This window comes from Streptomyces sp. ATLC9 (genome assembly GCF_057196705.1).
The window spans coordinates 1-22,651 of the sequence record NZ_JBXUOY010000059.1 but is presented as its reverse complement, the minus strand read 5'-3'; the positions used below and the strand labels follow the sequence as shown (position 1 = coordinate 22,651).

General features: G+C 72.7%; 26 protein-coding genes, 1 tRNA gene and 1 pseudogene. 14 read left to right on the top strand and 14 right to left on the bottom strand.

Translation table 11 applies throughout. From position 1 onward, the window contains the following. Positions 1-106: 106 nt before the first annotated feature. Positions 107-1,075 (top strand): annotated as a pseudogene (locus AC2CJA_RS09470) (hypothetical protein); the annotation flags it as partial. Here the strand turns inward: AC2CJA_RS09470 and AC2CJA_RS09465 are convergent. Continuing rightward, the gene (locus AC2CJA_RS09465) at positions 1,027-1,734 is read right to left on the bottom strand and encodes a hypothetical protein (RefSeq protein ID WP_484602217.1); all 708 of its coding nucleotides are present in this window, start codon (positions 1,732-1,734) and stop codon (positions 1,027-1,029) included. The pseudogene AC2CJA_RS09470 and the gene AC2CJA_RS09465 sit on opposite strands and share 49 nt — an antisense overlap. Positions 1,735-1,781: 47 nt before the next feature. Here AC2CJA_RS09465 and AC2CJA_RS09460 point away from each other — a divergent pair, with 47 nt between their 5' ends. Then, the gene (locus tag AC2CJA_RS09460) at positions 1,782-1,970 is read left to right on the top strand and encodes a DUF5703 family protein (RefSeq protein WP_279557494.1); all 189 of its coding nucleotides are present in this window, start codon (positions 1,782-1,784) and stop codon (positions 1,968-1,970) included. 100 nt (positions 1,971-2,070) lie between these two features. Here the strand turns inward: AC2CJA_RS09460 and AC2CJA_RS09455 are convergent, their stop codons facing one another. From AC2CJA_RS09455 to AC2CJA_RS09445, 3 genes are all read right to left on the bottom strand, one after another. Then, positions 2,071-2,904 (bottom strand): chaplin, encoded by an 834-nt coding sequence (locus AC2CJA_RS09455; RefSeq protein WP_484602216.1) that lies wholly within the window; start codon positions 2,902-2,904, stop codon positions 2,071-2,073. Between the two features lie 165 nt (positions 2,905-3,069). Beyond that, positions 3,070-3,303, bottom strand: a complete 234-nt coding sequence (locus AC2CJA_RS09450) for a chaplin (protein WP_484602215.1) — start codon at positions 3,301-3,303, stop codon at positions 3,070-3,072. 181 nt (positions 3,304-3,484) lie between these two features. Next, the gene (locus AC2CJA_RS09445) at positions 3,485-4,822 is read right to left on the bottom strand and encodes a M20/M25/M40 family metallo-hydrolase (RefSeq protein ID WP_484602214.1); all 1,338 of its coding nucleotides are present in this window, start codon (positions 4,820-4,822) and stop codon (positions 3,485-3,487) included. A gap of 140 nt (positions 4,823-4,962) precedes the next feature. Here AC2CJA_RS09445 and AC2CJA_RS09440 point away from each other — a divergent pair. After that, positions 4,963-5,047: transfer RNA gene (locus AC2CJA_RS09440), tRNA-Leu, on the top strand. A gap of 87 nt (positions 5,048-5,134) precedes the next feature. Here AC2CJA_RS09440 and AC2CJA_RS09435 read toward each other — a convergent pair. After that, positions 5,135-6,790 carry an FAD-binding dehydrogenase gene (locus AC2CJA_RS09435; protein WP_484602213.1) on the bottom strand — a complete coding sequence of 552 codons (1,656 nt, stop codon included), beginning with the start codon at positions 6,788-6,790 and terminating at the stop codon, positions 5,135-5,137. 94 nt (positions 6,791-6,884) lie between these two features. Here AC2CJA_RS09435 and AC2CJA_RS09430 point away from each other — a divergent pair, with 94 nt between their 5' ends. The 7 genes from AC2CJA_RS09430 (at position 6,885) to AC2CJA_RS09400 (ending at position 12,653) form a co-directional block, all read left to right on the top strand. Beyond that, a complete protein-coding gene (locus tag AC2CJA_RS09430; protein WP_484602212.1) occupies positions 6,885-7,442 on the top strand; it encodes an NUDIX domain-containing protein in 558 nt (185 codons plus the stop codon). 10 nt (positions 7,443-7,452) lie between these two features. Next, on the top strand, positions 7,453-7,863 hold the full coding sequence (locus AC2CJA_RS09425) for a YidH family protein (protein ID WP_484602211.1): 411 nt from the start codon (positions 7,453-7,455) through the stop codon (positions 7,861-7,863). Continuing rightward, positions 7,860-8,201, top strand: coding sequence for a DUF202 domain-containing protein (locus tag AC2CJA_RS09420; protein ID WP_484602210.1), 342 nt, complete (start codon positions 7,860-7,862; stop codon positions 8,199-8,201). The genes AC2CJA_RS09425 and AC2CJA_RS09420 overlap by 4 nt, the downstream gene beginning before the upstream one ends. Before the next feature lie 17 nt (positions 8,202-8,218). Next, positions 8,219-8,692, top strand: coding sequence for a gluconokinase (locus AC2CJA_RS09415; protein WP_484602218.1), 474 nt, complete (start codon positions 8,219-8,221; stop codon positions 8,690-8,692). A 137-nt stretch (positions 8,693-8,829) separates the two neighbouring features. Then, positions 8,830-9,852: a phosphotransferase family protein gene (locus AC2CJA_RS09410; RefSeq protein WP_484602209.1), complete on the top strand. Its 1,023-nt coding sequence runs from the start codon at positions 8,830-8,832 to the stop codon at positions 9,850-9,852. Between the two features lie 6 nt (positions 9,853-9,858). Continuing rightward, positions 9,859-11,085: an acyl-CoA dehydrogenase family protein gene (locus AC2CJA_RS09405; RefSeq protein WP_484602208.1), complete on the top strand. Its 1,227-nt coding sequence runs from the start codon at positions 9,859-9,861 to the stop codon at positions 11,083-11,085. 77 nt (positions 11,086-11,162) lie between these two features. Further along, entirely contained in the window at positions 11,163-12,653 is a 1,491-nt protein-coding gene (locus AC2CJA_RS09400; protein WP_484602207.1) for an ATP-binding protein, read from the top strand. Positions 12,654-12,727: 74 nt separating this feature from the next. Here the strand turns inward: AC2CJA_RS09400 and AC2CJA_RS09395 are convergent, their stop codons facing one another. Further along, a complete protein-coding gene (locus tag AC2CJA_RS09395; RefSeq protein WP_484602206.1) occupies positions 12,728-13,540 on the bottom strand; it encodes a nucleotidyltransferase domain-containing protein in 813 nt (270 codons plus the stop codon). Positions 13,541-13,646: 106 nt separating this feature from the next. Between AC2CJA_RS09395 and AC2CJA_RS09390 the strand changes: the two genes are divergently transcribed. Then, complete coding sequence (locus AC2CJA_RS09390) at positions 13,647-14,063, top strand: hypothetical protein (protein WP_484602205.1); 417 nt, start codon at positions 13,647-13,649, stop codon at positions 14,061-14,063. Positions 14,064-14,166: 103 nt separating this feature from the next. Here AC2CJA_RS09390 and AC2CJA_RS09385 read toward each other — a convergent pair whose 3' ends face one another. The 5 genes from AC2CJA_RS09385 to AC2CJA_RS09365 form a co-directional block, all read right to left on the bottom strand. Beyond that, positions 14,167-14,526, bottom strand: coding sequence for a hypothetical protein (locus AC2CJA_RS09385; RefSeq protein WP_484602204.1), 360 nt, complete (start codon positions 14,524-14,526; stop codon positions 14,167-14,169). Positions 14,527-14,613: 87 nt separating this feature from the next. After that, positions 14,614-14,901, bottom strand: a complete 288-nt coding sequence (locus AC2CJA_RS09380; RefSeq protein WP_484602203.1) for a hypothetical protein — start codon at positions 14,899-14,901, stop codon at positions 14,614-14,616. Further along, positions 14,898-15,323 (bottom strand): hypothetical protein, encoded by a 426-nt coding sequence (locus tag AC2CJA_RS09375; protein ID WP_484602202.1) that lies wholly within the window; start codon positions 15,321-15,323, stop codon positions 14,898-14,900. The genes AC2CJA_RS09380 and AC2CJA_RS09375 overlap by 4 nt, the downstream gene beginning before the upstream one ends. Beyond that, positions 15,320-15,946, bottom strand: a complete 627-nt coding sequence (locus AC2CJA_RS09370) for a hypothetical protein (RefSeq protein ID WP_484602201.1) — start codon at positions 15,944-15,946, stop codon at positions 15,320-15,322. Before AC2CJA_RS09370 ends, AC2CJA_RS09375 begins: the two co-directional genes overlap by 4 nt. Continuing rightward, the gene (locus AC2CJA_RS09365; RefSeq protein WP_484602200.1) at positions 15,943-16,347 is read right to left on the bottom strand and encodes a hypothetical protein; all 405 of its coding nucleotides are present in this window, start codon (positions 16,345-16,347) and stop codon (positions 15,943-15,945) included. The genes AC2CJA_RS09370 and AC2CJA_RS09365 overlap by 4 nt, the downstream gene beginning before the upstream one ends. 361 nt (positions 16,348-16,708) lie before the next feature. On the opposite strand from AC2CJA_RS09365, the gene AC2CJA_RS09360 reads away from it, so the two are divergent. Further along, positions 16,709-18,142: an NsdA family TPR-like regulatory protein gene (locus tag AC2CJA_RS09360; protein ID WP_484602199.1), complete on the top strand. Its 1,434-nt coding sequence runs from the start codon at positions 16,709-16,711 to the stop codon at positions 18,140-18,142. A gap of 32 nt (positions 18,143-18,174) precedes the next feature. Further along, entirely contained in the window at positions 18,175-19,080 is a 906-nt protein-coding gene (locus AC2CJA_RS09355) for a phosphotransferase family protein (protein WP_484602198.1), read from the top strand. 277 nt (positions 19,081-19,357) lie between these two features. Here the strand turns inward: AC2CJA_RS09355 and AC2CJA_RS09350 are convergent, their stop codons facing one another. The 3 genes from AC2CJA_RS09350 to AC2CJA_RS09340 form a co-directional block, all read right to left on the bottom strand. Further along, complete coding sequence (locus AC2CJA_RS09350) at positions 19,358-20,350, bottom strand: NADPH:quinone oxidoreductase family protein (protein WP_484602197.1); 993 nt, start codon at positions 20,348-20,350, stop codon at positions 19,358-19,360. Between the two features lie 84 nt (positions 20,351-20,434). Further along, the gene (locus AC2CJA_RS09345; protein ID WP_206348213.1) at positions 20,435-21,043 is read right to left on the bottom strand and encodes a TetR/AcrR family transcriptional regulator; all 609 of its coding nucleotides are present in this window, start codon (positions 21,041-21,043) and stop codon (positions 20,435-20,437) included. A 26-nt stretch (positions 21,044-21,069) separates the two neighbouring features. Beyond that, on the bottom strand, positions 21,070-21,849 hold the full coding sequence (locus AC2CJA_RS09340) for an SDR family oxidoreductase (protein ID WP_484602196.1): 780 nt from the start codon (positions 21,847-21,849) through the stop codon (positions 21,070-21,072). A gap of 195 nt (positions 21,850-22,044) precedes the next feature. Here AC2CJA_RS09340 and AC2CJA_RS09335 point away from each other — a divergent pair, with 195 nt between their 5' ends. Then, on the top strand, positions 22,045-22,581 hold the full coding sequence (locus AC2CJA_RS09335; RefSeq protein WP_484602195.1) for a hypothetical protein: 537 nt from the start codon (positions 22,045-22,047) through the stop codon (positions 22,579-22,581). Positions 22,582-22,651 lie beyond the last annotated feature (70 nt).

Genomic DNA, 22,651 nt, shown 5'->3' with positions numbered 1-22,651 from the left:
GCGGGGGTGGCCAGGACCAGCGGGAAGGTCGCGTCCGGCCGCTTGAGGTGGAATATGATCGTCCACTTGCCGGAGGTCTCGATGCGGTCGACGCTCTGCAGCAACTGGGCGCGACGAGGAGGGCGCGTACGCGCTGGACCTGCTCGCCGTGCTGGACGCCCCCCAGCTCGACGCCGAGCGCGCGGCGGCGCTGGTCGAGGCGGTGCCGGACGGCGCACGGCTGGTCCTCAGCGGTGATCCGCACCTGCTCGGCTCGGCGGGCGCCGGCCAGGTGCTGGCCGATCTGCTCGCGGCACGCGTCTGCCCGCAGGTCGTCTCCCGCACCCCGGATCCCGGGCCGGTCGGCGAACTGGTCTCGGGCGTCGGGGTCGGCGAGCTGAACCAGGTGGAGGCGCCCGGCCGGGAGGTGGTGATCGTCCCGGTGCGCGACGCCGGGGAGGCGGTGCACCGCACCGTGCAGCTCGTCGCCGACTCGGTGCCCCGGGCACTCGGGGTGCCCGCAGGGCTGACGCAGGTGATCACGCCCGGCCACGGCGGCGCCGCGGGCACCCGGGCGCTCAACGCCGCGCTCAAGGAGCGGCTCAACCCCGGCCCCGGCCGGTTCGGCGGCTTCGACCCGGGCGACCGGGTGGCCCACTCCCCCGCACCCGGGCACACCTCGCTGGGGACGGTGGTGTCGGGGGACGAGGAGGGGCTGCGTCTGGACTGCTCCGGCCGCGCCGTCACCGTCCCGCGCGGGCGGGTGGCGCGGACGGTGCGGCACGGCTGGGCGATCACCGCCCACCAGGCCGTCGGGACGCGCTGGCCGGCGGCCGTGGTGGTGCTTCCGGGCGACGCGGTCCCGGCCCTCAACCGCGCCTGGGTGTACACGGCGTTCGGCCGCGGCGAGCGGCACCTGTCCGTGGTGCACGGTGTGGACCAGGCGCTGCCGCGGGCGGTGGAGCGGATCCCGGCCCCGGAGCGCACGACACGCCTGCGCACGCTGCTGCGCGCGCAGGCGTCGACGGCGGGGCAGGGCGGGGCGTATCAGTCCGCGACCCGGACCACCGGCCCGCCGCCCTCGTCCTCGCCGTAGAGGTCCTCCTCCTCGTCGAAGACGGCGCTGGCGTCGAAGCGGCAGACGACCTGCTCGGGGTCGGCCCCGTCGAAGGGCGAGCCCAGCCACTCCCCCGGCTCGGCGGGTTCGTCGCCCGCGATCACCCAGAGCGTGGAGTCGCCCTCCTCCAGTCCGAACTCCTCGTGCCGGGTGGCGATCTCGTCGGGTTCGTACTCGCCGAACAGCACGCTGAGGGCGGCGTGCACCCCGCTCCCGGCGAAGGGGCCCTCCAGCGCCTCCTCGTCCGTGTCCGCCGAGTCCGGGTCGAGCGCGGTGACGCGCTGGGCCTGGGCCATCAGCCGCTGCGGCTCCACGACGGTGTAGTCGCGGCGGATGAGGACGCTGAGGACGCCGGGTTCCTCCGGCCCGGCGTAGGCGGGCATGCCGTCGCCGCCCGGGATCTCGAAGGGTGTGACCTCGTCGTAGACGTCGTACAACAGCTCGTCGTACGCCTCGCCCGCCGCGGCGAGTTCGTCGAAGGCGGCGTGGACGGCGGCCTCGGCCCGGGCGGCCCGGGCACCCGAGCCCCCCTCGGCAGACCGTCGTTCGACGGCTTCGAGGTGACGGTCCAGCGCGGTCTTCAACGCTTCGGCGGCGGCTCGTACCTCGGCAGCACCGGGCTGCGCAGCATCAGACATAGTGCAGACGCTATCCGTACCGGGGCCCCGCACGCACAATAGATGTGATGCCGGAATACGAATTTCGCGATGTGTACGTCCCGCGCGGGGTCTCCCGCAAGGCCACCACACGTCTGCTGACCGAACACGCCGAGTACGGACACTGGGAACTGGACCGCCTCAGGCTCAACTCCGACGGCAGCCGCCGGGTGCGGCTGCGGCGGCGGATCATCCGCCAGTTGCGCGCCACCTGGTGACGCGGAACGCGGAAGGAGCGGACCCCGACCCCCATAAGGGGCGGAGCCCGCTCCTCGCCGTGCTTCCGGCTGTGGTCCCCGGGGTGCCTCCTGGCGCCGGTCAGCCCCGCATGGCGCGGGCGCGCCGGTAGAGCAGGGCTCCGCCGAGCAGCACCCCGGCACCGGCCGGGACGACCGTGCCCAGCCCGACGCTGCCGGTCTGCGCCAGCTCGCCGCCCATGGCCTGGGGGGCGGACTTCCGGGGGGCCTCGGCACGGGGCTCGTCCCTCTTCTCCGGCTGCTTGGACTCCTCCGGCTCCGGCTCCGGCTTCTCCGGGCGCTCGGGCCCGGGCTTCTCCGGGTGCTCGGGCCCGGGCTTCTCCGGGTGCTCGGGCCCGGGCTTCTCCGGGGACGGCTTGTGGTCGCTCACGTTGGCGCACTCGTTGCCGAAGGCCGGGTTGAGCGCGCCCGCCACGTTCACGGAGTTGCCGCAGGCGTTCACCGGCGCGTGGACCGGGGCCTGGACGGTGTTGCCGGACAGCACGCCCGGCGAGCCCGCGGCCACACCCTCGGCCCGGGCCCCGCCGTCGCCGGCGTGCTTCCCGCGCCGCTTCTCGCCGTGCCCCTTGCTCTGCTCCTCGCTCTGCTCCTCGTCCTGTCCCCAGTTCTGCCCGCCGGGGTTCCCCTGGTGGCCGCCTTGGTGGTCGTCGTCCACGTTGGCGCACTCGTTGCCGAAGGCCGGGTTGAGACCGCCGCCGACGGTCGCGGTGTTGCCGCAGGCGTTCACCGGCGCGTGGACCGGGGCCTGGACGGTGTTGCCGGACAGCACGCCCGGCGAGCCCGCGGCCACACCCCGGGCCTCGGCGTCCGCGTGGGCGGCGTGACCGCCCGACATGGCCAGCACGCCGCCGGCCGCGGCGATGGTGATCAGGCCCTTCCTTGTGACCTGTCGCATGTGTACTTCCCCTTGCCCTCTGGTGTGCGGGTGGCTTGCGGTCTACGGGTTGAGCGCGGGCGGGAGGCACTCCTCGCCCCCGCCCGCCGAAACGGCGGCCCCGGAGCGCATGGCGCGCGCTCCGGGGCCGCCACGCACGGGCCCCTCGCGGACCCGGACGCGACGTCAGCTGTTGACGCAGAAGTTGCCGAAGGCGGGGTTCAGCAGCCCGATCACGCTGATCGTGTTGCCGCAGGCGTTCACCGGAACGTGGATCGGCGCCTGGATGACGTTGCCGGAGACGACACCGGGGGAGCCGATGGCAGCGCCCTGGGCACCGGAGTCGGCTGCGGCCACACCCGCGCCCGCGAGCACGAGACCACCGGTGGCAGCCGCGACGGCGACGACCTTCTTGATCATTCTTCCTCCTTGTTGGCAATGCGATCCCAGCCGCGGACCGCACTCCCTGTAACGACACCGGAGGAAGCGGGCTACGGCCCGAGGGCGCATTCACCCGTCCTGGTCGCACACGTACACACAGGCGATTACCGGGAGGGCCGGACCGTGCCGGACCGCGCCCGGCCCTGCGGCGCCGGGCCGGTCAGCACTGGTCGATGAAGCGGTCCAGTACCCGCACGCCGAACTTCAGCCCCTCCACCGGCACCCGCTCGTCCACCCCGTGGAACATCCCGGCGAAGTCCAGCTCCGGCGGCAGCTTCAGCGGGGCGAACCCGAAGCAGCGGATGCCCAGGTCGTCGAAGGACTTGGCGTCGGTGCCGCCGGACAGCATGTACGGCACGGCCCGCGCGATCGGGTCCTCGGCCTTCAGCGCGGACTGCATGGCGTCCACCAGGGCGCCGTCGAAGCCGGTCTCCACCGCCTTGTCGGCGTGCACGTCCTCGCGCCTCACGCGCGGGCCCAGGATCCGGTCGAGGTCGGCCAGGAACTCCTCCTCGTGGCCGGGCAGGAAGCGCCCGTCGACATGGGCGGTGGCCTGCCCGGGGATGACGTTGACCTTGTAGCCGGCGCCGAGCATCGTCGGCGCGGCGGTGTTGCGCAGCGTCGCCCCGATCAGTTTGGCGATGCCGCCGAGCTTCGCCAGGGTCTCGTCCATGTCCTCCGGGTCCAGCTCCACGCCGAGGGCGTCGGAGAGCTCGTCGAGGAAGGAGCGCACCGTCTTGGTCACCCGGACCGGGAACCTGTGCCGTCCCAGCCGTCCGACCGCCTCGCACAGTTCGGTGATCGCGTTGTCGTCGTTGGTCATCGAGCCGTGCCCGGCGGTGCCGTCCACGGTGAGCCGCATCCAGTGCATGCCCTTCTCGGCGGTCTCCACCAGGTACAGCCGCAGCTTCTCGTTGACGGTGAAGGAGAAGCCGCCGACCTCGCCGATCGCCTCGGTCACGCCCTCGAACAGCTCCGGGTGCCGTTTGACCAGGTGCTTCGCCCCCCAGGTGCCGCCCGCCTCCTCGTCGGCGAGGAAGGCGAGCACGATGTCGCGCGGGGGCTTGCGGCCGCTGCGCAGCCGGTCGCGCACGACCGCCAGCGTCATCGCGTCCATGTCCTTCATGTCGACCGCGCCGCGGCCCCACACGCAGCCGTCGGCGATCTCGCCGGAGAACGGGTGGTGGGTCCAGTCCTCGGCGTTGGCCGGGACGACGTCGGTGTGCCCGTGGATGAGCAGCGCGGGCCGGGAGGGGTTCTCGCCCTCGATCCTGGCGACGGTCGACGCCCGGCCCGGGTGCGACTCGAAGATCTCCGGCTCCAGTCCCACCTCCGCGAGCTTCTCCGCCACGTACTCGGCCGCGGCCCGTTCGCCCGGTCCCGAGTGGTCGCCGTAGTTGCTGGTGTCGATCCGGATGAGATCGCGGCACAGGTCGACGACCTCGTCCTCGCCCCTGACCGCGTCGGCCGCGGTGGTGGTCGCGTTCGGCTCGCTCACACTGCCTCCTCGTGTTGCGGGGGTCCGCGCCCATCCTCCCGTTTCCAGGGGCCGGAGCACAGGAGCCGGGGTGATCGCCCGGCCCCCCTCCAGTGCTATGGTTTACACGTCGCCACGGCTGCGGTCGGCGGCACACACCTGTCCGGGTGGCGGAATGGCAGACGCGCTAGCTTGAGGTGCTAGTGCCCTTTATCGGGCGTGGGGGTTCAAGTCCCCCTCCGGACACAGGGAAGGCGAGGGCCCCGCGGAGATCCGCGGGGCCCTCGCCGTGTCCGGGCCCGGCCCGGTGGCCGGGTTCCCGCCCGGCCCGGTTCAGCCCACGGCCCTCGCCGCCGCGCGGCCCGCGGTGCGGCCCGAGAAGAGGCAGCCGCCCAGGAAGGTGCCCTCCAGGGAGCGGTAGCCGTGCATGCCCCCGCCGCCGAAGCCGGCGGCCTCGCCGGCCGCGTAGAGACCGGGCAGCACCTCGCCTCCGGTGGTGAGGACGCGGGAGGACAGGTCGGTCTCCAGACCGCCGAGGGTCTTGCGGGTGAGGATGTTCAGGCGCACGGCGATCAGCGGGCCCGCCTTGGGGTCCAGCAGCCGGTGGGGCGGGGCGACGCGGATCAGCTTGTCCCCGAGGTAGCCGCGGGCGCCCCGGACGGCGGTGATCTGGAGGTCCTTGGTGAAGGGGTTGGCGACCTCGCGGTCGCGGGCGGTGATCTCGCGGCGCAGGGCGGCCTCGTCGATCAGGCCGTCCCCGGTGAGCGCGTTCATGCCGCGCACCAGGGCGGACAGGTCGCGCTCGACGACGAAGTCGGCACCCCTGTCCATGAACGCGCGTACCGGGCCGGGCGCTCCGGAGCGGGCCCTGCCGAGCACCCGGCGGACGCTGCGGCCGGTGAGGTCGGGGTTCTGCTCGGAGCCGGAGAGCGCGAACTCCTTCTCGATGATCTTCCTGGTGAGGACGAACCAGGTGTACTCGTACCCCGTGCCCATGATGTGCTCGAGGGTGCCGAGCGTGTCGAAGCCGGGGAAGAGCGGCACCGGCAGCCGGCGGCCGGTGGCGTCCAGCCACAGGGAGGAGGGGCCGGGCAGGATGCGGATGCCGTGCCGCGCCCAGATCGGGTCCCAGTTCTCGATGCCCTCGGTGTAGTGCCACATCCGGTCGCGGTTGACGATCCGGCCGCCGGCCTCCTCGGCGATGCCCAGCATCGCGCCGTCGACGTGGGCGGGTACCCCGGAGAGCATCCGCTTCGGCGGGGTGCCCAGGCGCTCGGGCCAGCTGGCGCGCACCAGGTCGTGGTTGCCGCCGATGCCGCCGGAGGCGACGATCACCGCCTGGGCACGCAGTTCGAAGACGCCGGTCACCTCCCGGCCGCTGGCGGTTCCGCGTGCGGCACCGCTGGGGGCGAGCACCTCGCCGGTGACGGTGTCCACCGCTCCGGCGCCGCGGGCCAGCCCCGTGACACGGTGCCGGAAGCGCAGGTCCACCAGACCCCGTTCGGCACCCTGCCGCACCCTGCGCCCGAAGGGTTCGACCAGGCCGGGTCCGGTGCCCCAGGTGATGTGGAAGCGCGGCACCGAGTTGCCGTGGCCGCGGGCGTCGTAGCCGCCGCGCTCGGCCCAGCCGACGACGGGGAACAGCCGCACGCCCTGGGCGCGCAGCCAGGCGCGCTTCTCCCCTGCCGCGAAGTCGACGTACGCCTCGGCCCAGCGGCGCGGCCAGGCGTCCTCCTCGCGGTCGAAGCCGGCCGTGCCGAGCCAGTCCTGCCAGGCCAGCTCGCGGCTGTCACGCACCCGCATACGGCGCTGCTCGGGCGAGTCGACGAGGAACAGCCCGCCGAAGGACCAGTGCGCCTGGCCGCCCAGGGACGCTTCGGGTTCCTGGTCGAGCAGGATCACCTTCCGTCCGGCGTCGGCGAGTTCGGCGGTGGCCGCGAGCCCGGCCAGGCCCGCCCCGATCACGATCACATCGGCGTCGTACGCCATCGGCCCATCCGTTCCTCGGTCCGTCCCGCTGGTGACCGGAGAGTAACCCCCCGTCCGGGCGCATGACACCCCCGCGGGCTGCTTTGATGGCCGGGTGACGAGCGAAGCGAGCGAGGATACGGCAGGCAGGTCCGCGAACGAGCTGCTGGACATCGTGGACGAGTACGACCGTGTGATCGGCCGGGCCCGGCGCGGCACCGCCACCGCCCGGCGGATGCGGCACCGGAGCGTGTCGGTGCGGGTGTACGACGCCGAGGGCCGGATCTTCGTGCACCGCCGCACTCCGGGCAAGCTGGTCTTCCCCTCGATGTACGACGTGGTGGTCGGGGGCGTGGTCGGCGCGGGCGAGAGCTATGACGAGGCGGCGCTGCGCGAGGCCGGGGAGGAGCTGGGGGTGAGCGGGCTGCCGCACCCCGAGCACCGGCTGACGTTCCTGTACGAGTCGCCGGAGCACACCTGGTTCCTGGCCGTCTACGAGGTGCGGTGCGATCTGCCGGTGCGCCCGCAGGCCGAGGAGGTCGCCTGGTGGGACTTCCTGCCGAAGGACGAGCTGGAGCGGCGGCTGGAGGAGTGGGACGTGGTACCCGACGGCCTGGAGTGCCACCGGCGGCTGGAGGAGTGGCACCGGGAGCGGGCCGGGGGCTCCGCGTAGTGTCGGGAGCATGATCGAACGGCTCTGGCATGGACTGCGGGACTCGCTGCGGCTGTGGCTGACGCCGGAGCGGATGCGGGCCGAGGGCACCACCCCCGACTACCGCTTCTCGCTGGCCAACGAGCGGACCTTCCTGGCGTGGATCCGCACCGCGCTGGCGCTGGTGGCGGGCGGCCTGGCGGTGGACCAGTTCCTGACCGGGATCCGCCCCGGCCCCCGGGCCGCGATCGCCGTGGTGCTGCTGGCGGGCGGCGCGCTGTGCGCGGTGCGGGCGGTCAACCACTGGCTGCGCACCGAGCGGGCCATGCGGCACGGCGACGATCTGCCGCTGTCCCGCTTCCCCGTGCTGCTGGCGCTGGGCACGGCGGTGGCCGCGCTGGTGGTGGTCGCCGGGGTGCTGCTGGGAGAGCTGGGCCGGTGAGCGCGGACCGCCGGCCACGCGGGGGCGGGGCGGCCGTACGCGATCCGGCCGCGCAGCCGGAGCGCACCCGGATGGCGTGGCGGCGCACCACCCTGGCCTTCGCGGCGGTGGTGGCACTGCTGGCCCGCGGGGCGCTGCACGACGGCGGGCCGCCGCGGCAGTACGCGCCGGCCGCGCTGGGGGCGCTGGTGTGGCTGGTGTTCCTGGCGCTGGCCCACCGCCGCATCCGCGCGCTGGATGTGCCCCGGCCGGGGACGCTGGGTACGCGCACGGCGTACGCGGCGGCCCTCTGTACGCTGTCCGTGCCGATCTTTGGAGTGGTGGTGTGGCTGTTGTGAGTCCGCTCGTCGTGGTGATGGGTGTGTCCGGGTCCGGGAAGACGACGGTGGGCACGGCCCTGGCGGAGCGGCTGGGGGTGCCGTACGCGGAGGCCGACGAATTCCACCCGCCCGAGAACGTGGCGAAGATGGCCTCGGGCGTCCCGCTGACGGACGCCGACCGCGCGCCCTGGTTGGACGCGATCGCCGCCTGGCTCAAGGCCCAGGTCGCCGACGGCGGCGTGGTCACCTGCTCCGCCCTCAAGCGCGTCTACCGCGACCGGCTGCGCCGGGCCGCGCCGGATGTGTTCTTCCTCCATCTGGACGGCTCGCCCGAGCTGATCGGCGAGCGGCTGACGGGCCGCACCGGGCACTTCATGCCGTCCGCACTGCTGAGGTCCCAGTTCGAGACGCTGGAGGCGCTGGACGCGGACGAGGCGGGCGCGGTCGTTCCCATCGACGGGACGCCGGACGAGGTCACGGAGCTGGCCGTCGCCGCCGTCCCCCGCTGACCCGTGTCGCAGCCCCGGCGCCGTCTCCGCGCGGTGTCGGGGCGCTCTTTTCGCGCTCCTCCCTGGACTCCATACCGACTGGTCGGCATCATTGCCCGGTACGCACGACCACCCTCTTCCCGCCGAGGAGCCTGCCGATGACCGAGCACCACCCACCGGGCCTCGATCCCGCGCGGCTGCGCGCGTACCTGGACGGCGAGCGCCCGGGGCTCGTCCAGGGGCCCCTGAGCGCGGAGCTGATCGAGGGCGGCCGTTCGAATCTGACCTACGAGGTGAGTGACGGCACCTCGCGCTGGGTGGTGCGGCGCCCCCCGCTGGGCCACGTCCTGGCCACCGCGCACGACATGGCCCGCGAGCACCGGGTGATCAACGCCCTGGGCCCCACCGACGTGCCCGTGCCCGGCGCGGTGCTGCTGTGCGAGGACACCGCCGTCCTCGGCGCGCCCTTCTACGTGATGGAGTACGTGGAGGGCACCCCCTACCGCACCGCCGAGCAGCTCGCCCCGCTCGGCCCCGGGCGCACCCGCGAGCTGGTCCTCGGCCTGTCCGACGCCCTGGTGAAGCTGCACTCGGTGGATCCGGCCTCCGTCGGCCTGGACGGCTTCGGACGCCCCGAGGGCTTCCTGGAGCGGCAGCTGCGGCGCTGGGGCAAGCAGCTGGACGCCTCCCGCAGCCGCGAGCTGCCCGGCATCGACGAGCTCCACGCCCTGCTCGGCAGCCGGCTGCCCGTCTCCCCCGCCCCCGCGATCGTCCACGGCGACTACCGGCTGGACAACGTGCTCGTCGGCGCGGACGACGGGATCGCCGCCATCCTCGACTGGGAGATGTCCACCCTCGGCGACCCGCTGACCGACCTGGGCCTGCTGGTGATGTACAGCAGCCGGCGGCGCATCCCCGGCGCCCCCATCGCCACCACCCGCGAGGCGCCCGGCCACCCCGACGCGCGGGAGCTGGTCGAGCGGTACGCGACGCTGTCGGGACGCGACGTCTCGAACATCGCCTGGTACACGGCGTTCGCCTACTTCAAGCTCGCCGTGATCCTGGAGGGCATCCACTACCGCTACACCCTCGGGCAGACCGTCGGCGCGGGATTCGACCGCATCGGCGCACTCGTCCCCCTCTTCGTCTCAGAAGGCCTCACCACCCTGCGGGAGGGCTGATCCGCCATGGACTTCGGATTCGACGCGCGCACCGAGGAGCTCCGCGAGAAGCTGCTGGCCTTCATGGACGAGCACGTCCACCCGGCGGAGGCGGTGGCCGACGAGCAGCGCGCGGCACTGGACTCGCCGTGGCGCACCCCGCCGGTGGTTCAGGAGCTGAAGGCCGCCGCCCGCGAGCGCGGCCTGTGGAACCTCTTCCTGCCCGACGCCGGGCACGGCGCCGGACTGACCAACCTCCAGTACGCGCCGCTGGCCGAGATCACCGGCCGCAGCCCGCAGCTCGCCCCGACCGCCACCAACTGCGCCGCGCCCGACACCGGCAACATGGAGGTGCTGGCCCAGTTCGGCAGCGCCGAGCAGCGCGAGCGGTGGCTGAAGCCGCTGCTGGCCGGCGAGATCCGCTCGGCCTTCGCCATGACCGAGCCGGAGGTCGCCTCCTCCGACGCCACCAACATCGAGACCCGCATCCGGCGCAAGGGCGACGAGTACGTCATCACCGGCCGCAAGTGGTACATCTCCGGGGCGATGAACCCCGACTGCGCGGTCTTCATCGTGATGGGCAAGACCGACCCGGACGGCGAGGACATCCGCCGCCAGCAGTCGATGGTGCTGGTCCCGCGCGACACCCCGGGCGTCGAGGTGCGCCGCGCGATGACGGTCTACGGCTACGAGGACCACTGGCACGGCGGCCACGCCGAGATCCTCTTCCACGACGTGCGGGTGCCGGTGGCCAACCTGATCGGCGAGGAGGGCGGCGGCTTCGCCATCGCCCAGGCCCGGCTGGGGCCGGGCCGCATCCACCACTGCATGCGGCTGATCGGCATGGCCGAGCGGGCGATCGAGCTGATGTGCCGCCGGGCCGGCACCCGTACCGCCTTCGGCAAACCGCTGGCCGCGCAGGGCGTCGTCCAGCAGTGGATCGCCGACGCGCGGGTGTCGGTGGAGCAGCTGCGGCTGCTGGTGCTCAAGACGGCCTGGCTGATGGACACCGTCGGCAACCGGGGCGCGCACACCGAGATCCAGGCCATCAAGATCGCGGTGCCGCGCACGGTCGTGGGCATCCTGGACCGCGCGGTGCAGCTGCACGGCGCGGGCGGCGTCAGCCAGGACTTCCCGCTGGCCGAGCTGTGGGCCGGCGCCCGCACCCTCCAGCTCGCCGACGGCCCGGACGAGGTCCACCAGCGCTCCCTGGCCCGCCGCGAGCTGAAGCGCTTCGCGCCCGCTCAGTCCTGAGGCCCCGCGCCCGTCGGGGTGCGCGAGGGTATTAGGACTACACTCCTTAGGAGTGTAGTCCTAATACCTGGAGCGAGATGCCGCGCCCAAACCTCCCCGCCAAACCGCCCCACGTCTTCGGCCGGGACGCTGAATGGGACGGCCTCACGGCCTTCGCGGCCCGCCCGCTGCCGCACGCCATGCTCGGGGTCGTCAGCGGCCGGCGACGCATGGGCAAGACCTATCTGCTGCGCGCCCTCGTGGAGCGGCGGGACGGTTTCTACTTCGGCGCCACGACCGCGACCGCCGCGGAGTCGCTGCGCCAGTTCGGCGCCGCTCTGGCCGAGTACACCGGCTCCCCGGCCCCGTTCTCCTTCGCCACCTGGGACGACGCGATCTCCTACCTGTTCGCCCTAGCCCTGCCCGAGCGCGGCGGGGGACCGGCGCTCGTGGTGATCGACGAGTTCCCCTACCTGGTGAAGACGGCTCCGGAGCTCCCCTCCCTGATCCAGCGGGAGATCGACCGCTTCCAGGTGCGGGAGAGCCAGATGCGGCTGCTGCTGTGCGGCTCGGCGATGTCCGTCATGGGCGGTCTGCTGGCGAGCACCGCTCCCCTGCGCGGCCGGGCCCAACTGGAGCTCGTCGTGAGGCCCTTCGATTACCGGGCAGCGGCGGACTTCTGGGGTGTGGCGGACGAGCCCGCCCTCGCGGCCCGGCTCCACGCCGTCCTCGGCGGCACGCCCGCGTACCGGCGGCAGTTCCTGGCGGACGACGTTCCCGGCGGCCTGGAGGAGTTCGACGGCTGGCTCTGCCGTACCGTCCTCTCTCCCCTCAGTCCGCTCTTCCGGGAGGCCCGGTACCTGCTGGCCGAGGAGGCGGACATCCGCGACACCGCGCTCTACCACTCGGTCCTCGCCGCGGTGGCCCAGGGCAACACCTCCCGGGGCGCGATCGCGAGCTACATCGGCCGCAAGTCGGTGGACATCTCCCACCCCCTCCACGTCCTGGAGGACAGCCATCTGCTGGTCCGCGAGGCGGACGTCTTCCGGGCCGGGAAGTCGTACTACCGCATCAGCGAGCCGCTGATCACCTTCTACGAGGCCGTGATGCGCCCCTCCTGGGCGCGGCTGGAGAGCGGCCAGGCGGCACAGGTGTGGGAGCGGTCGGCCGAGCGCTTCGCCTCCCAGGTGGCCGGACCGCACTTCGAGGCGGTGTGCCGCGAGTACGTACTCGGCCCGGGGCAGACCCTGCTCGACTCCTTCCCCGGGCAGGTGGGCAGCGGCGTCGTCACCGACCCGGCGGCGCGCAGGCAGATCGAGATCGACGTGGCCGCCGTCGAGCCGGGATCGGGGGCGGGCAGACCGTCGGTGGCCCTGCTCGGCGAGGCCAAGTGGGGCACGGTCATGGGCCTGAAGCACCTGGAGAGGCTCAGGCGGGCCCGGGAGATCCTCACCCAGCGGGGCGCGGCGGAAACCGATGGGTGCAGGCTGGCCTGTTTCAGCGGTGCGGGCTTCAGCGACGCCCTGCGCACCGAGGCGGCACGCGACGGCGACGTCCTGCTCATCGGCCTGGAGGATCTGTACGCCTGAACGGTGCGGCGGTCCGCCGGGACTTCGGCGGGTTGCCCGCGGCGCGCGGGCCCCGCACTCGGGGGCAGGCGCTGTCATCCGGTGCGGTTCCGCAGTGCGGCGGTGGTCTCCCCGACCAGTGCCCGTGCCTCGGCCACCGTCGCCGCCAGCGACTCCGAGGTCTCGCCGGGTGCTCCCAGCAGGCGGCGGACCCGCGGGCCGAAGCCGGCCGGCGCGGCCTGCAGTGTCTCGGCGACGGCCAGCGCGCCCTTCTCGTTGAGGCACCAGCGCCGGTCCTCGGCGAACACCGCCTGCACCAGCACACCGACCGCCCGGGACAGGCAGAGCGAGACGTAGAGCGTGTCCGCCCCTGCCGCGCCCTTCGCCGCGGCGCCGACCAGGAACTCCGCCTCCCAGGCTGCCGCGGTCAACGCCTCCCGCAGCGGCTCGGGGTAGACCGCGGTCCTGCGCCGAAGGTCCGCCAACTCGCCGGACGGGTCGGCCAGTACCCGGCCGAGCGCCACCTCGCCCGCGTAGCACGGCGACCAGAATCCGAGCGGATGCCCCGCCTGTACGCCCACCTCGTACCGGCCCTCCCGGCAGTCCGCCCACACCCGCTCGACCCGGTCCAGGTCCCGCAGGATCCAGTCCACCGCCACACCGTCCACCCGCAGCCACGCACCGCCGTTCACCCAGGGCCCCCAGCCGCCCGGGCCGGCCACCTCCACGCCGGGACCGGCCAGTGCGCGCAGTGCGGCGAGATCGGGATCGCCCCGGTAGTAGACGCCGAGATCCCAGTCCGATCCGGGCCTGTGCTCGCCGCGCGCCCGGCTGCCGCCGAGCATCACCCCGACCACGCCCGGCACCTCGGCCAGGCGGCCGGCCATGTCCTCGATGATCCTCCGCATGGAGCGAGTCTGGCAGCCGGCGACATGGCGGGCCGGCGGCTGACGCTCATCACATGGCCGGTGCCTCCCGCCGGGATCCACCCTTGACCTAAACCTAACTTTAGGTATGACACTCAAGCGCATGGACACCATGAGCAGCGGCACCATCCTCTTCCGCAACACCATGCGCGTCACCGACGGCCACCTCGACGGCTTCCGCCGCGCCATCGCGCAGGCGGTGGCGTTCGCTCAGGAGCACGGACCCCAGCTGATGGTGGAGGTCTTCATCGACGAGGAACGGATGCTGGCGCACAGCTTCCAGCTCTACCGCGACTCCGAAGCCATCCGCTCCCACTGGCGGCTGTCGGACCCGTACATCCGCGAGGTCATGGAGCACTGCACCGTGGAGCGCTTCGAGGTGTTCGGCGAACCGGACCACGACATCGTCGCGGCCCTCAAGACCCCTGACGGCGATTCCTTCCCCTTCACCGTCTCGCCCCGCCTCGCCGGCTTCAACCGCCTCGCGGAGTCCGGACGGGGGTGATTCCCCCGTCTCCTTTCCGAGGGCCGGGCCCTGATGTCGGTGCGGGCGGCTACGGTGCGACGACACGGACGGGGACGATCTCGGGAGGGGTTGCGGTTACGGTCTACGGCCCACCCGTCCCCACCACGACTGCCGCGCCCTCCCCCGGGTGGCCCGTGATCTTCCGGAGCAGGTCGAGGAAAGCGTCCTCGACCTGCTGGCCGGCACCGGGAGGCGGGGCCACCGAACGCCGAAGGTACACAGCGTAAGAGACCGCGACGGGCGCAAGGCGTGAGTCCTCGGACAGGGGAGCCGCCCGCCGCATGCCCTGGACGATCGCCTCGCTGAGGGGGCGTGAGGCGACGACTTCCAGAATCTGGGCAGCGCAGCCCCGTTCCGCCGGGCTCGGCTCCCACTCGTTGCTGTCGTAAGCGACATGCAGATCACGGATCAGCGCCGCTAAATCCTCGATGTCGACTGCCATGAGCAGACCATACCGAGCCGTTACCCGATGCACTGCCGGTCCGCCCCCCGGGTTTCCCGGCTGCCCCGCCTACTCGACGGGAGTCCGTTACTCAGTGGGCCGGTTGGGCCGGCACCAGCGGTCGTGCTCGATGGTGTAGGCGACCGTCTCGGCGCAGTGGATGACCAGTTGGAGGCGGTCGAGGACATCGCGGCGGGCGGCCTCGATCAGCTCGCGGTGGCTGGGGGTCGGCTCGGTGCTGGTGTGGGGTGTCCAGAAGCCGCGGTGGCTGTGTTCGGTGACGATGTCCTGGCAGGCGCGGACCACGGCGTTCAGGGCGGCGGTGATCTCGTATCGGTACAACTGCTCGGTCTGGACAGCACGGTCGAAGGTCACGGGTAGGGCCTCGGGATCGGTCGGGCGGTGAGCAGGTAGCGGACGGCATCGTCGAAAACCGTGTGGGTGTAGGACGTGCCGGAGGCGAGGACGGCTAACGCGTGCTCGTGGGCCTGGTCGTCGTGGAGCCAGGCCAGGACGAGCCGAGCGGCCGGCGGGTCGAGCTGGTCGCCGATGTGGCGGGCCCGTTGCCGGAGCCAGCGCAGGGCCAGGCGGGGTGAGCCGGCCGCATGGGCACCGAGGGGAAAGATGCGGCCGTCGTCGGAGGTGGAGGCGACGGCCTGGCACCGGTAGAGACGGGTTGCAGGTCCGAGGAGGCGGAGTCCGGTGGTGGCCGTGGCGTCTCGCGGCGGTCGGCGTACGTCCTGGTGGCAGAACGGCTCGGACAGGTGCGTCTCGCGGAAGGATCGGGGCCGGTTCACAGGGGCCGCCCGGTGTGGAGGTCGACCAGGGTGCAGCCGTTGAGAGTGCGGGCGGCCTGGGCGGCCAGTGTCCAGCGGATCTCGGGCTGTTCGTACAGGACGACGGCCTGCCGGTCGGGTACGAGACGGCCGTTGTGGAGGCGGTGGGTCTGGCCGTGGACGCCGTCGAGGAAGGAGTCGCGGACGCGGACCGCCACCGCTCCGGTGCCGCGCAAGTGGGGGCAGAGCCCGGCGGCCTTCGGTGCGCAGGACAGGCAGACGGGCGGATGGACGGTGACCAGGCCCTCCGGCCAGCCGGTCCAGTCGGTGCGGTCGTCCTCCAGCAGCCACAGCACCCCGTGCTCGTCGCAATCGGCCGGAGATCCGCAGATCTGGCACAGCAGCCGGACCATCGCCCGGCGCTGCCGCTGGGGATGAACGCGGGAGTAGCGCGGCCTGCCCCGGCCCGGGTGCAGGGCGCGGCGCACCCACAGCGCGCCGTCGGCGTCGCGGTCGTGGGGTACCTCGTCGGAGTAGGCGATGCCTCGTGCGGTGGCGATCACCGCAGGTGTGAGGCGCTGCTCGCCACTCCAGGCGGTGATGTACGGCACCGTGTCCGGCCGGTTCGAGGGTTGTGCGTTCACGGCCACCGCACCTCCCCTGCCTGCGCGGCGGCGGTGCACGGCCGTCCGCCGTTGACCGCCGCCAGGCGCACGAACCGCACCGGGCGGGCTCGCCACGTCAGCCGATGTCCGTCGCGGTAGAGGGTCAGCGCGCAAAGGCGGCCCCGGCGCAGCCGGACGTAGTCCTGGAGCGAGCCGGGCCCGTGCACCCAGTGGTCCAGCACATACCCGGCCTGCAACGGCCCCAGCGACGACGCCACCGCCCGCGCCCCGGCCCGCAGCCACCGGATCGCCGCCTCCGGCGACGCGGCGGCGTACGCTCCGCGCCGCTCCTCCGCGCCCGGTCCGCTCTCGGCGGCGGTGACCGCCTCGCACCACACACCCGGCCGGACGAGAGCGGCACGGGGCAACGCCTCCCGCATCTGCGCGGAGGAACAGACGAAGAGGCGCCGCGCTTTGGTCGTACTCCAAACCGTCGGGCGAGCGTTGTCGAGGTGTGGACGCACTGTTTCCTGCCTTCGTCGGAAAACCGCACTCCTGCTCGCCTCCCTTGGGAAAAGTGCATCGCCCAGGGCGAAGCCTCCGTTTCCCGGCGAGGCGAGGTGCATCAGGTTCGCCATGACGGCAGGGGGCGAACAACCTGGAGAAATCACGGATGGTGCCCAGCCCGTGGCTTTTCTCGGTCGGCCGGGGCAAACCCGCGAGAAGTCACGGGTTTCCGTCACGGAGCGTGGAGCCAATCACTACGCTCGATGACTGCCCGGGTGAAATGGAGGTAGGAGCGTGCAGGGACAGCACCGCCCCTCATGCGCCAAGCGCTGGCGGGAGCACGCGACCGCCGAACAGTGGGCCGTAGAGCGGACGGTGGACGCCATCCACGGCTGCTGCGGAGTGAGCAGGCTGCGGGCGCACCGGCTGGCCCGTGGCTGGACGCTGGGCACCGCCGTGGCCGAGTTCCGCCGCATGTGCTCCGAGGCGGGCGTGACCTCGCCACCGAAAGTGGACGAGGACCAGCTCGCCCTGTGGGAGAAGCGTCCGGACCGCCGCCCCAGAGCAGCGACGGTGGATCTTCTCTGCGGTCTGTACCGGACCGACTCCCAGGGCATCGGTATGGTCGGGGATTACCGCCGCTCCTCTCGGTTGGAAGCTCCGACTCCCCGTTCCCCGTCGGGGTACGTTCAGGAGAACTCGGCGAAAGGGCCTTCCGCCGCTGCCCGTTCGGAGGGCGACACGATCACCGATCTCCCGGCCGATCCCATCGAACGCGTGGCGGGAGCGGTACGCCGGTCCGTCGACAGGACGCTGGCGTCCACCAGCGTGAGTACCGGCCAACTCGACCTGTTGGACGAGCGGTTGCTGTGGCTGCGTACGCAGTACATCTCCACGCCGCCGGAGGCGATGCTCGGGGCGCTGCTCGCGGACCTCGAAGAAGTCCGGACGCTGGCGGCCGAGCGGCAGCCTGCCGCGGCGCAGGTGCGGCTATCGGAGACGATCGCGCTCCTGGCGACCCTCGTCGCCGACTGCCTGATGAAGCTCGGCCGCCTCAGGCAGTCCCGCGCCTGGTACGCCACGGCCCGTACAGCGGCCGACGACAGCGGGAATGTCGAAATCCGCGCCAGGGTGCGCGCTCAGGCGGCGATGCTGCCCTACTACTACGGCCCGTTGGAGTCCGCGATCTCGCTGGCCCGGGAAGCCCGTCTGCTGCTGCGCCACCGCTTCAGCGTCACGGGTGCCTTCGCCGCAGTCGCCGAGGCACGCGCACTCGCCAGGCAGGGCGATGCCTCGGGGGCGGAAAAGGCGCTTCACAATGCGCACGGTTTGTTCGAGAGGTGCGAGCACGAACCGGTGGAGGACGCCTTCGCCTTCCCCGAGCGCCGGCTGCTGCTCTACCTCAGCGGTGTGTACACCTTCCTCGGTCGCAGCCGCCAAGCCCGTGAAGTTCAGCAGCGGGCACTGTCCCTGTATCCGAGCCACAGCGGTATCGACCCCGCACTGCTCAGGCTGGAGCAGGCCATCTGTCTCGCCCGTGAGAAGAACCTGACAGAAGCGTGCAGATTGGCGGGTGCGGCCTACCTTCAGGCACCCCCGGCCCATCGGACGACGATCCTGGGAGCACGGGCCCGGCACGTCATCGAGGTACTGCCACCCTCGATGAGATCCTCCCGAGCCGTGCGGGAATTGGGTGAGATCCTGGCACTTCCTCCGGGGATGGTGTGACAGACATGCGCGCCGTCGGCCAGCCTTGGTCCATGACTGCACCGCTGCCCCGCCACGGTGGGTTCGCCGAATTCGAGCTGCGACACGTTCTGGAACGCGCCTGTGAGGCGGCCGGGTTGGACAGTACCGGCGCGGTGCTGCTGCGCGGCCACACCAATGCCGTCGTACGCCTCGCCCACGCGCCCGTCGTCGTCAAGATCGCTCGGCGGGGGTCGCACCCGGCCGGAGTCGAGCGCACCGTCCGCTTCGTCCGATGGCTGATGGATCGGGACTTCCCGACCGTCCCGCTGTATCCGGGCCCGGACCAGCCGGTCGTCATCGACGGCCACCCGGTCACCTTCTGGACGTACCTTCCCCAGCACGGCAAGCCGATGACCGCGGGCAGCCTCGCCGGGCCGCTGCGTGCCCTGCACCGGCTGCCCGCCCCGCCGTTCCGGCTCAGGCCACTGGACAACGTGTCGGCAATCCGGGCCTCCCTTTCGGTGATCACCTCGCTGTCGCAGGAATCCGTCCGCTTTCTCTCCCAGCGTGTGGACTGGTTGGAGAAGCAGCTCACCGACGTCACATACGAACTACACGAAGCCGTTCTCCAGGGCGACCCTCAGCACCGCAACGCCCTGTACGACGGCGAGCGCGCCGTGCTGTGCGACTGGGACACCATGGCTTGGGGGCAGCCGGAGTGGGACCTGACGACCATCGAGATCCACTGCCGCCGCTTCGGCCACGGTGTCGCGCACTACGAGCAGTTTGCTCGGGCCTATGGCCATGACGTCACGTGCTGGTCCGGCTATCCGGTCCTGCGTGATATCCGCGAGCTGAGGATGGTCGCCACCAACGCCCGAAAGGCGGCCCATACCCCCGGCTCCCTGGCGGAGGTGGAACGCCGCATCGTGGGATTGCGGGAATCGGACACCCGGCTGCGCTGGAACATACTGTGACCCTGTTTCCGCCTCTCCCCTCGCACCCGCGAACTCTCAGCACACCGGAGTGCCCCTCCGCCCACAGGCAGCGGAACCCCTCGGCACGCGTCGGCCGCCACTTCGAGCGTGCGTGGTGAGTGGGGGGCCGTTGGGGACGCCGAGCGCCTGCACGATGCGGAGAAGCGCAACCGGTGAACTTCTCCTGGCCTTTCCGGTCGCGCACAAGGGAGCCGTGTGTCCCGAACCGCCCAGCGGTCCGGGGACACACGGCGCCGGCGGGTGGGCCGGCAACGGCTCAGGGCTGGATGACGACGCGGCCGGTGGTGGTGCCGTCGGCGACGCGCTGGACGGCGTCGGCCGCGCCCTCCATCGGTACGCGCTCACTCACCAGCGGCTTGATCGCGCCCTGTTCGGCGAGCCGGGTCAGCTCCTGGTGGCAGGCGCGGACGGCGGCCGGGTCGTGGGTGTTGTACAGGCCCCAGTGCAGGCCGAGGATGGCGTAGTTCTTCACCAGGGCGTGGTTGAGGCCGGGGCTGGGGATGGCGCCGCTGGCGAAGCCGACGACCACGATCCGGCCCTCGAAGGCGACGCACTTGGTGGAGGCGGTGTACGCGTCGCCGCCGACGGGGTCGTAGACCACGTCGGCGCCGTGGCCGCCGGTGGCCTCCTTGACCGCCTGGGCCAGGCCCTTCACGCCGTCGACCGCGCGCCGGTCGATCACCGTCTCGCAGCCCAGCTCACGGGCGACCGCGGCCTTCTCGGGGCCGCCGACGACGCCGATCACCTTGGCGCCCGCGGCCCTGCCGAGCTGGACGGCGGCGCTGCCCACTCCCCCGGCGGCGGCGTGGACCAGCAGGGTCTCGCCGGTCTGGAGGCGGGCGCGGCGGTGGAGGCCGAACCAGCCGGTCTGGTAGCCGATGTGGAGGGCGGCGGCCTCGGCGTCTTCCAGCGCCTTCGGCGCGGGGGCACAGTGGGCCTCGTCGACCGCCACCAGTTCGGCGAAGGCGCCGTGGGGCAGGTCGGGCTGGGCGATGACGCGGGTGCCGGTGGCGGTGGAGGCGCCCTCTCCGGCCGCCACGACCTCGCCGCACAGCTCCACACCGGGGGTGAAGGGCAGCGGGGGGCGTACCTGGTAGTGGCCACGGCACAGCAGCGCGTCGGGGAAGTTGACGTTCGCCGCCCGTACGCGCAGCAGGAGGCGGCCGGGGCCCGGCTCGGGGTCCGGGACCTCCTCCAGCCGCATCACCTCGCGCGGTTCGCCGTTGCTGTGGACGCGCCATGCCTTCACTGATGCCTCCGCCTTGGGTAGTGGGTCGTGGGTGGTTCCGGTTCTCCGGGGATCCGTGAGGCGCCGGGTTCGCGGCGTGGGGATTTACGGCCGCAGGGCCCGCAGCAGCAGGTCCGCCAGGTGGTCGGCGACCTCCTGCGGGGTCATGCGCCCGCCGGGCCGGTACCAGGTGCTGAGGTGGTGGACGGAGCCGAAGTGGTAGTCCACCACCAGGTCGGCCGGGGTGGCGGTGGAGAACACCCCCGCCTTCTGCCCCTCCTCGATCAGGGCGCGGAACCGCTCGTGGTAGCGGCGGCGTTCGGAGCGCACCTGCTTCTGCTTGTCCTCGCTGAGCTGGTGCATGGAGCGGAAGAAGATCGAGGCGTCGTCGAGGTTGTCGATGGTGGTGACGACGACGTCGGCCGCGGCGTCGCGCAGCCGCCGCTCCACGGGGGCGTCGGAGGAGGCGAAGGCGTCCAGCCGCTCCTGTTGCAGGCGCAGCACCCGGCCGTAGATCTCGTGCAGCAGGTCGTCCTTGGAACCGAAGTAGTGGTAGAGGGCGCCCTTGGTGACGCCCGCCGCCTCGACGATCTCCTGGACGGAGGTGCGGTCGTAGCCGCGGTCGGCGAACAGCCGGGTGGCGGCGGCCAGCAGCCGCTGCGGGACAGGCTGGGTGGGGGCGTCGTCCTGCCGCTGGTTCGCCGGGCTCGTCATGGCGGTTCCTCCTGCTCCTCGTGGCCTTACCGGACCTGCTGGTCCCGCTGGATTGTCTCCAGCTTCCGCTGCACATGATTCATGCCGTCCAGCCACTTGTCGGTGTCGGATGCGCGCGCGACGGCGTAGCGGGCGGCCTCCGGGTGCGGCAGGACCAGGAAGCGCCCGGCGTCGACGGCCTCCAGGGTGGCGCGGGCGACGTCCTCCGGCTCGATGGCGGTGGGCGCCAGCACCAGGTCGCCGGCGGTGGAGGCGGAGGCGAGCATGTCGGTGCGCACGCCCTGCGGGCACACGGCGTGGACGTCGATCCCGCGGTGGCGGTAGGTGAGCGACAGCCACTCGGCGAAGGCGAGGGCGGCGTGCTTGGAGACGCTGTAGGGCGCGGAGCCGACCATGGTGAGCATTCCGGCGGCCGAGACGGTGGCGACGAAGCGGCCCCGGCCGCGCTCGAGCCACTCGGGCAGCAGTTCGCGGGCCGCCCGGACGTGGGCCATGACGTTGACGTCCCAGGCGGCGTCCCAGACGGCGTCCTCGGCCTCGGGGCCGCCGCCGGAGGCGATGCCGGCGTTGGCGCAGAAGACGTCGACACGGCCGCCGAGGGCCTCGCGGGCGGCGGGGACGATCCCCGAGGCGTCGCCGGGCACCGCCGTGGCGCCGATCTCGCGCGCGACGGCCTCGGCCCTGCCGGCGTCGAGGTCGTTGACGACGACCCTGGCGCCGCGTTCGGCGAGGGCGCGGGCGAGGGCGGCGCCGATGCCGCCGCCCGCCCCGGTCACCACGACGCCCGAGTCCCTCAGGTCCTCCATGTGCCCACCCTTCGTCTCGTTCCGGTCGCCGGCGGTGGCCTCTTCCGGCCCGCTCCCGGTGGTCCACGGATTTCCTGCACAGACTAACCAGTCGGTATGTGGCATCGGAAGATTCGGGGGCACACGGATCCATTGGAGGGTCCGGTACGTCCCAGCGATGACGGCTGTGGTCGATTACGTCGGAGGTGGTACACGTTGGCCGGTTTCAATGCCCTGGCGGAACAGGTCCGTGATCCCGGGAGAGACCCGTCCCAGCGCAGGCAGGCCCTGCGCAAGTGCCTGGAGCGCTTCGCCCCCTACGGGCATCGCGCCACCTGGCACCATCTGTGCGCCCGCGCGGGCATCTCCCCCGACGACCGCGGCCCCGATCCGGAGCGGCTGGTGGCCGCCCTGGAGGAGCTGGAGGAGGCCCGGGAGGTGTGGCTGGCGTACGAGCGCGACTTCGCGCGGCGGCGCAGGGAGCAGAAGCACGTCGGCGTCCGGCAGCCGCCGGGCGACGCCTGGCACCGCCGGTGCTGGGGCGGTCGCGGGCTGCTGCCCGTGGAGGATCCCGGCGCCGCGCCGTCCGCCCCGCTGGCGGAGGTGCTGCGGCGGCTGGTCCGTGAGGCGGAGGTGCGTGAGGCGCGGCGCGCGGCGCGGGCGACGCACAGCGCCGAGCAGGCCCTGCGGGCCCGGCGCCCGGGGACGGTGGCGCACGGCAACGGTAGGGGAAGGATGGCGGTCAGCGGCTGACGCCCGCGGACGGCGCGGTGGGGGGGGGGGGGGGGGGGGGGGGGGGGGGGGGGGGGGGCGGGCGGGCGGG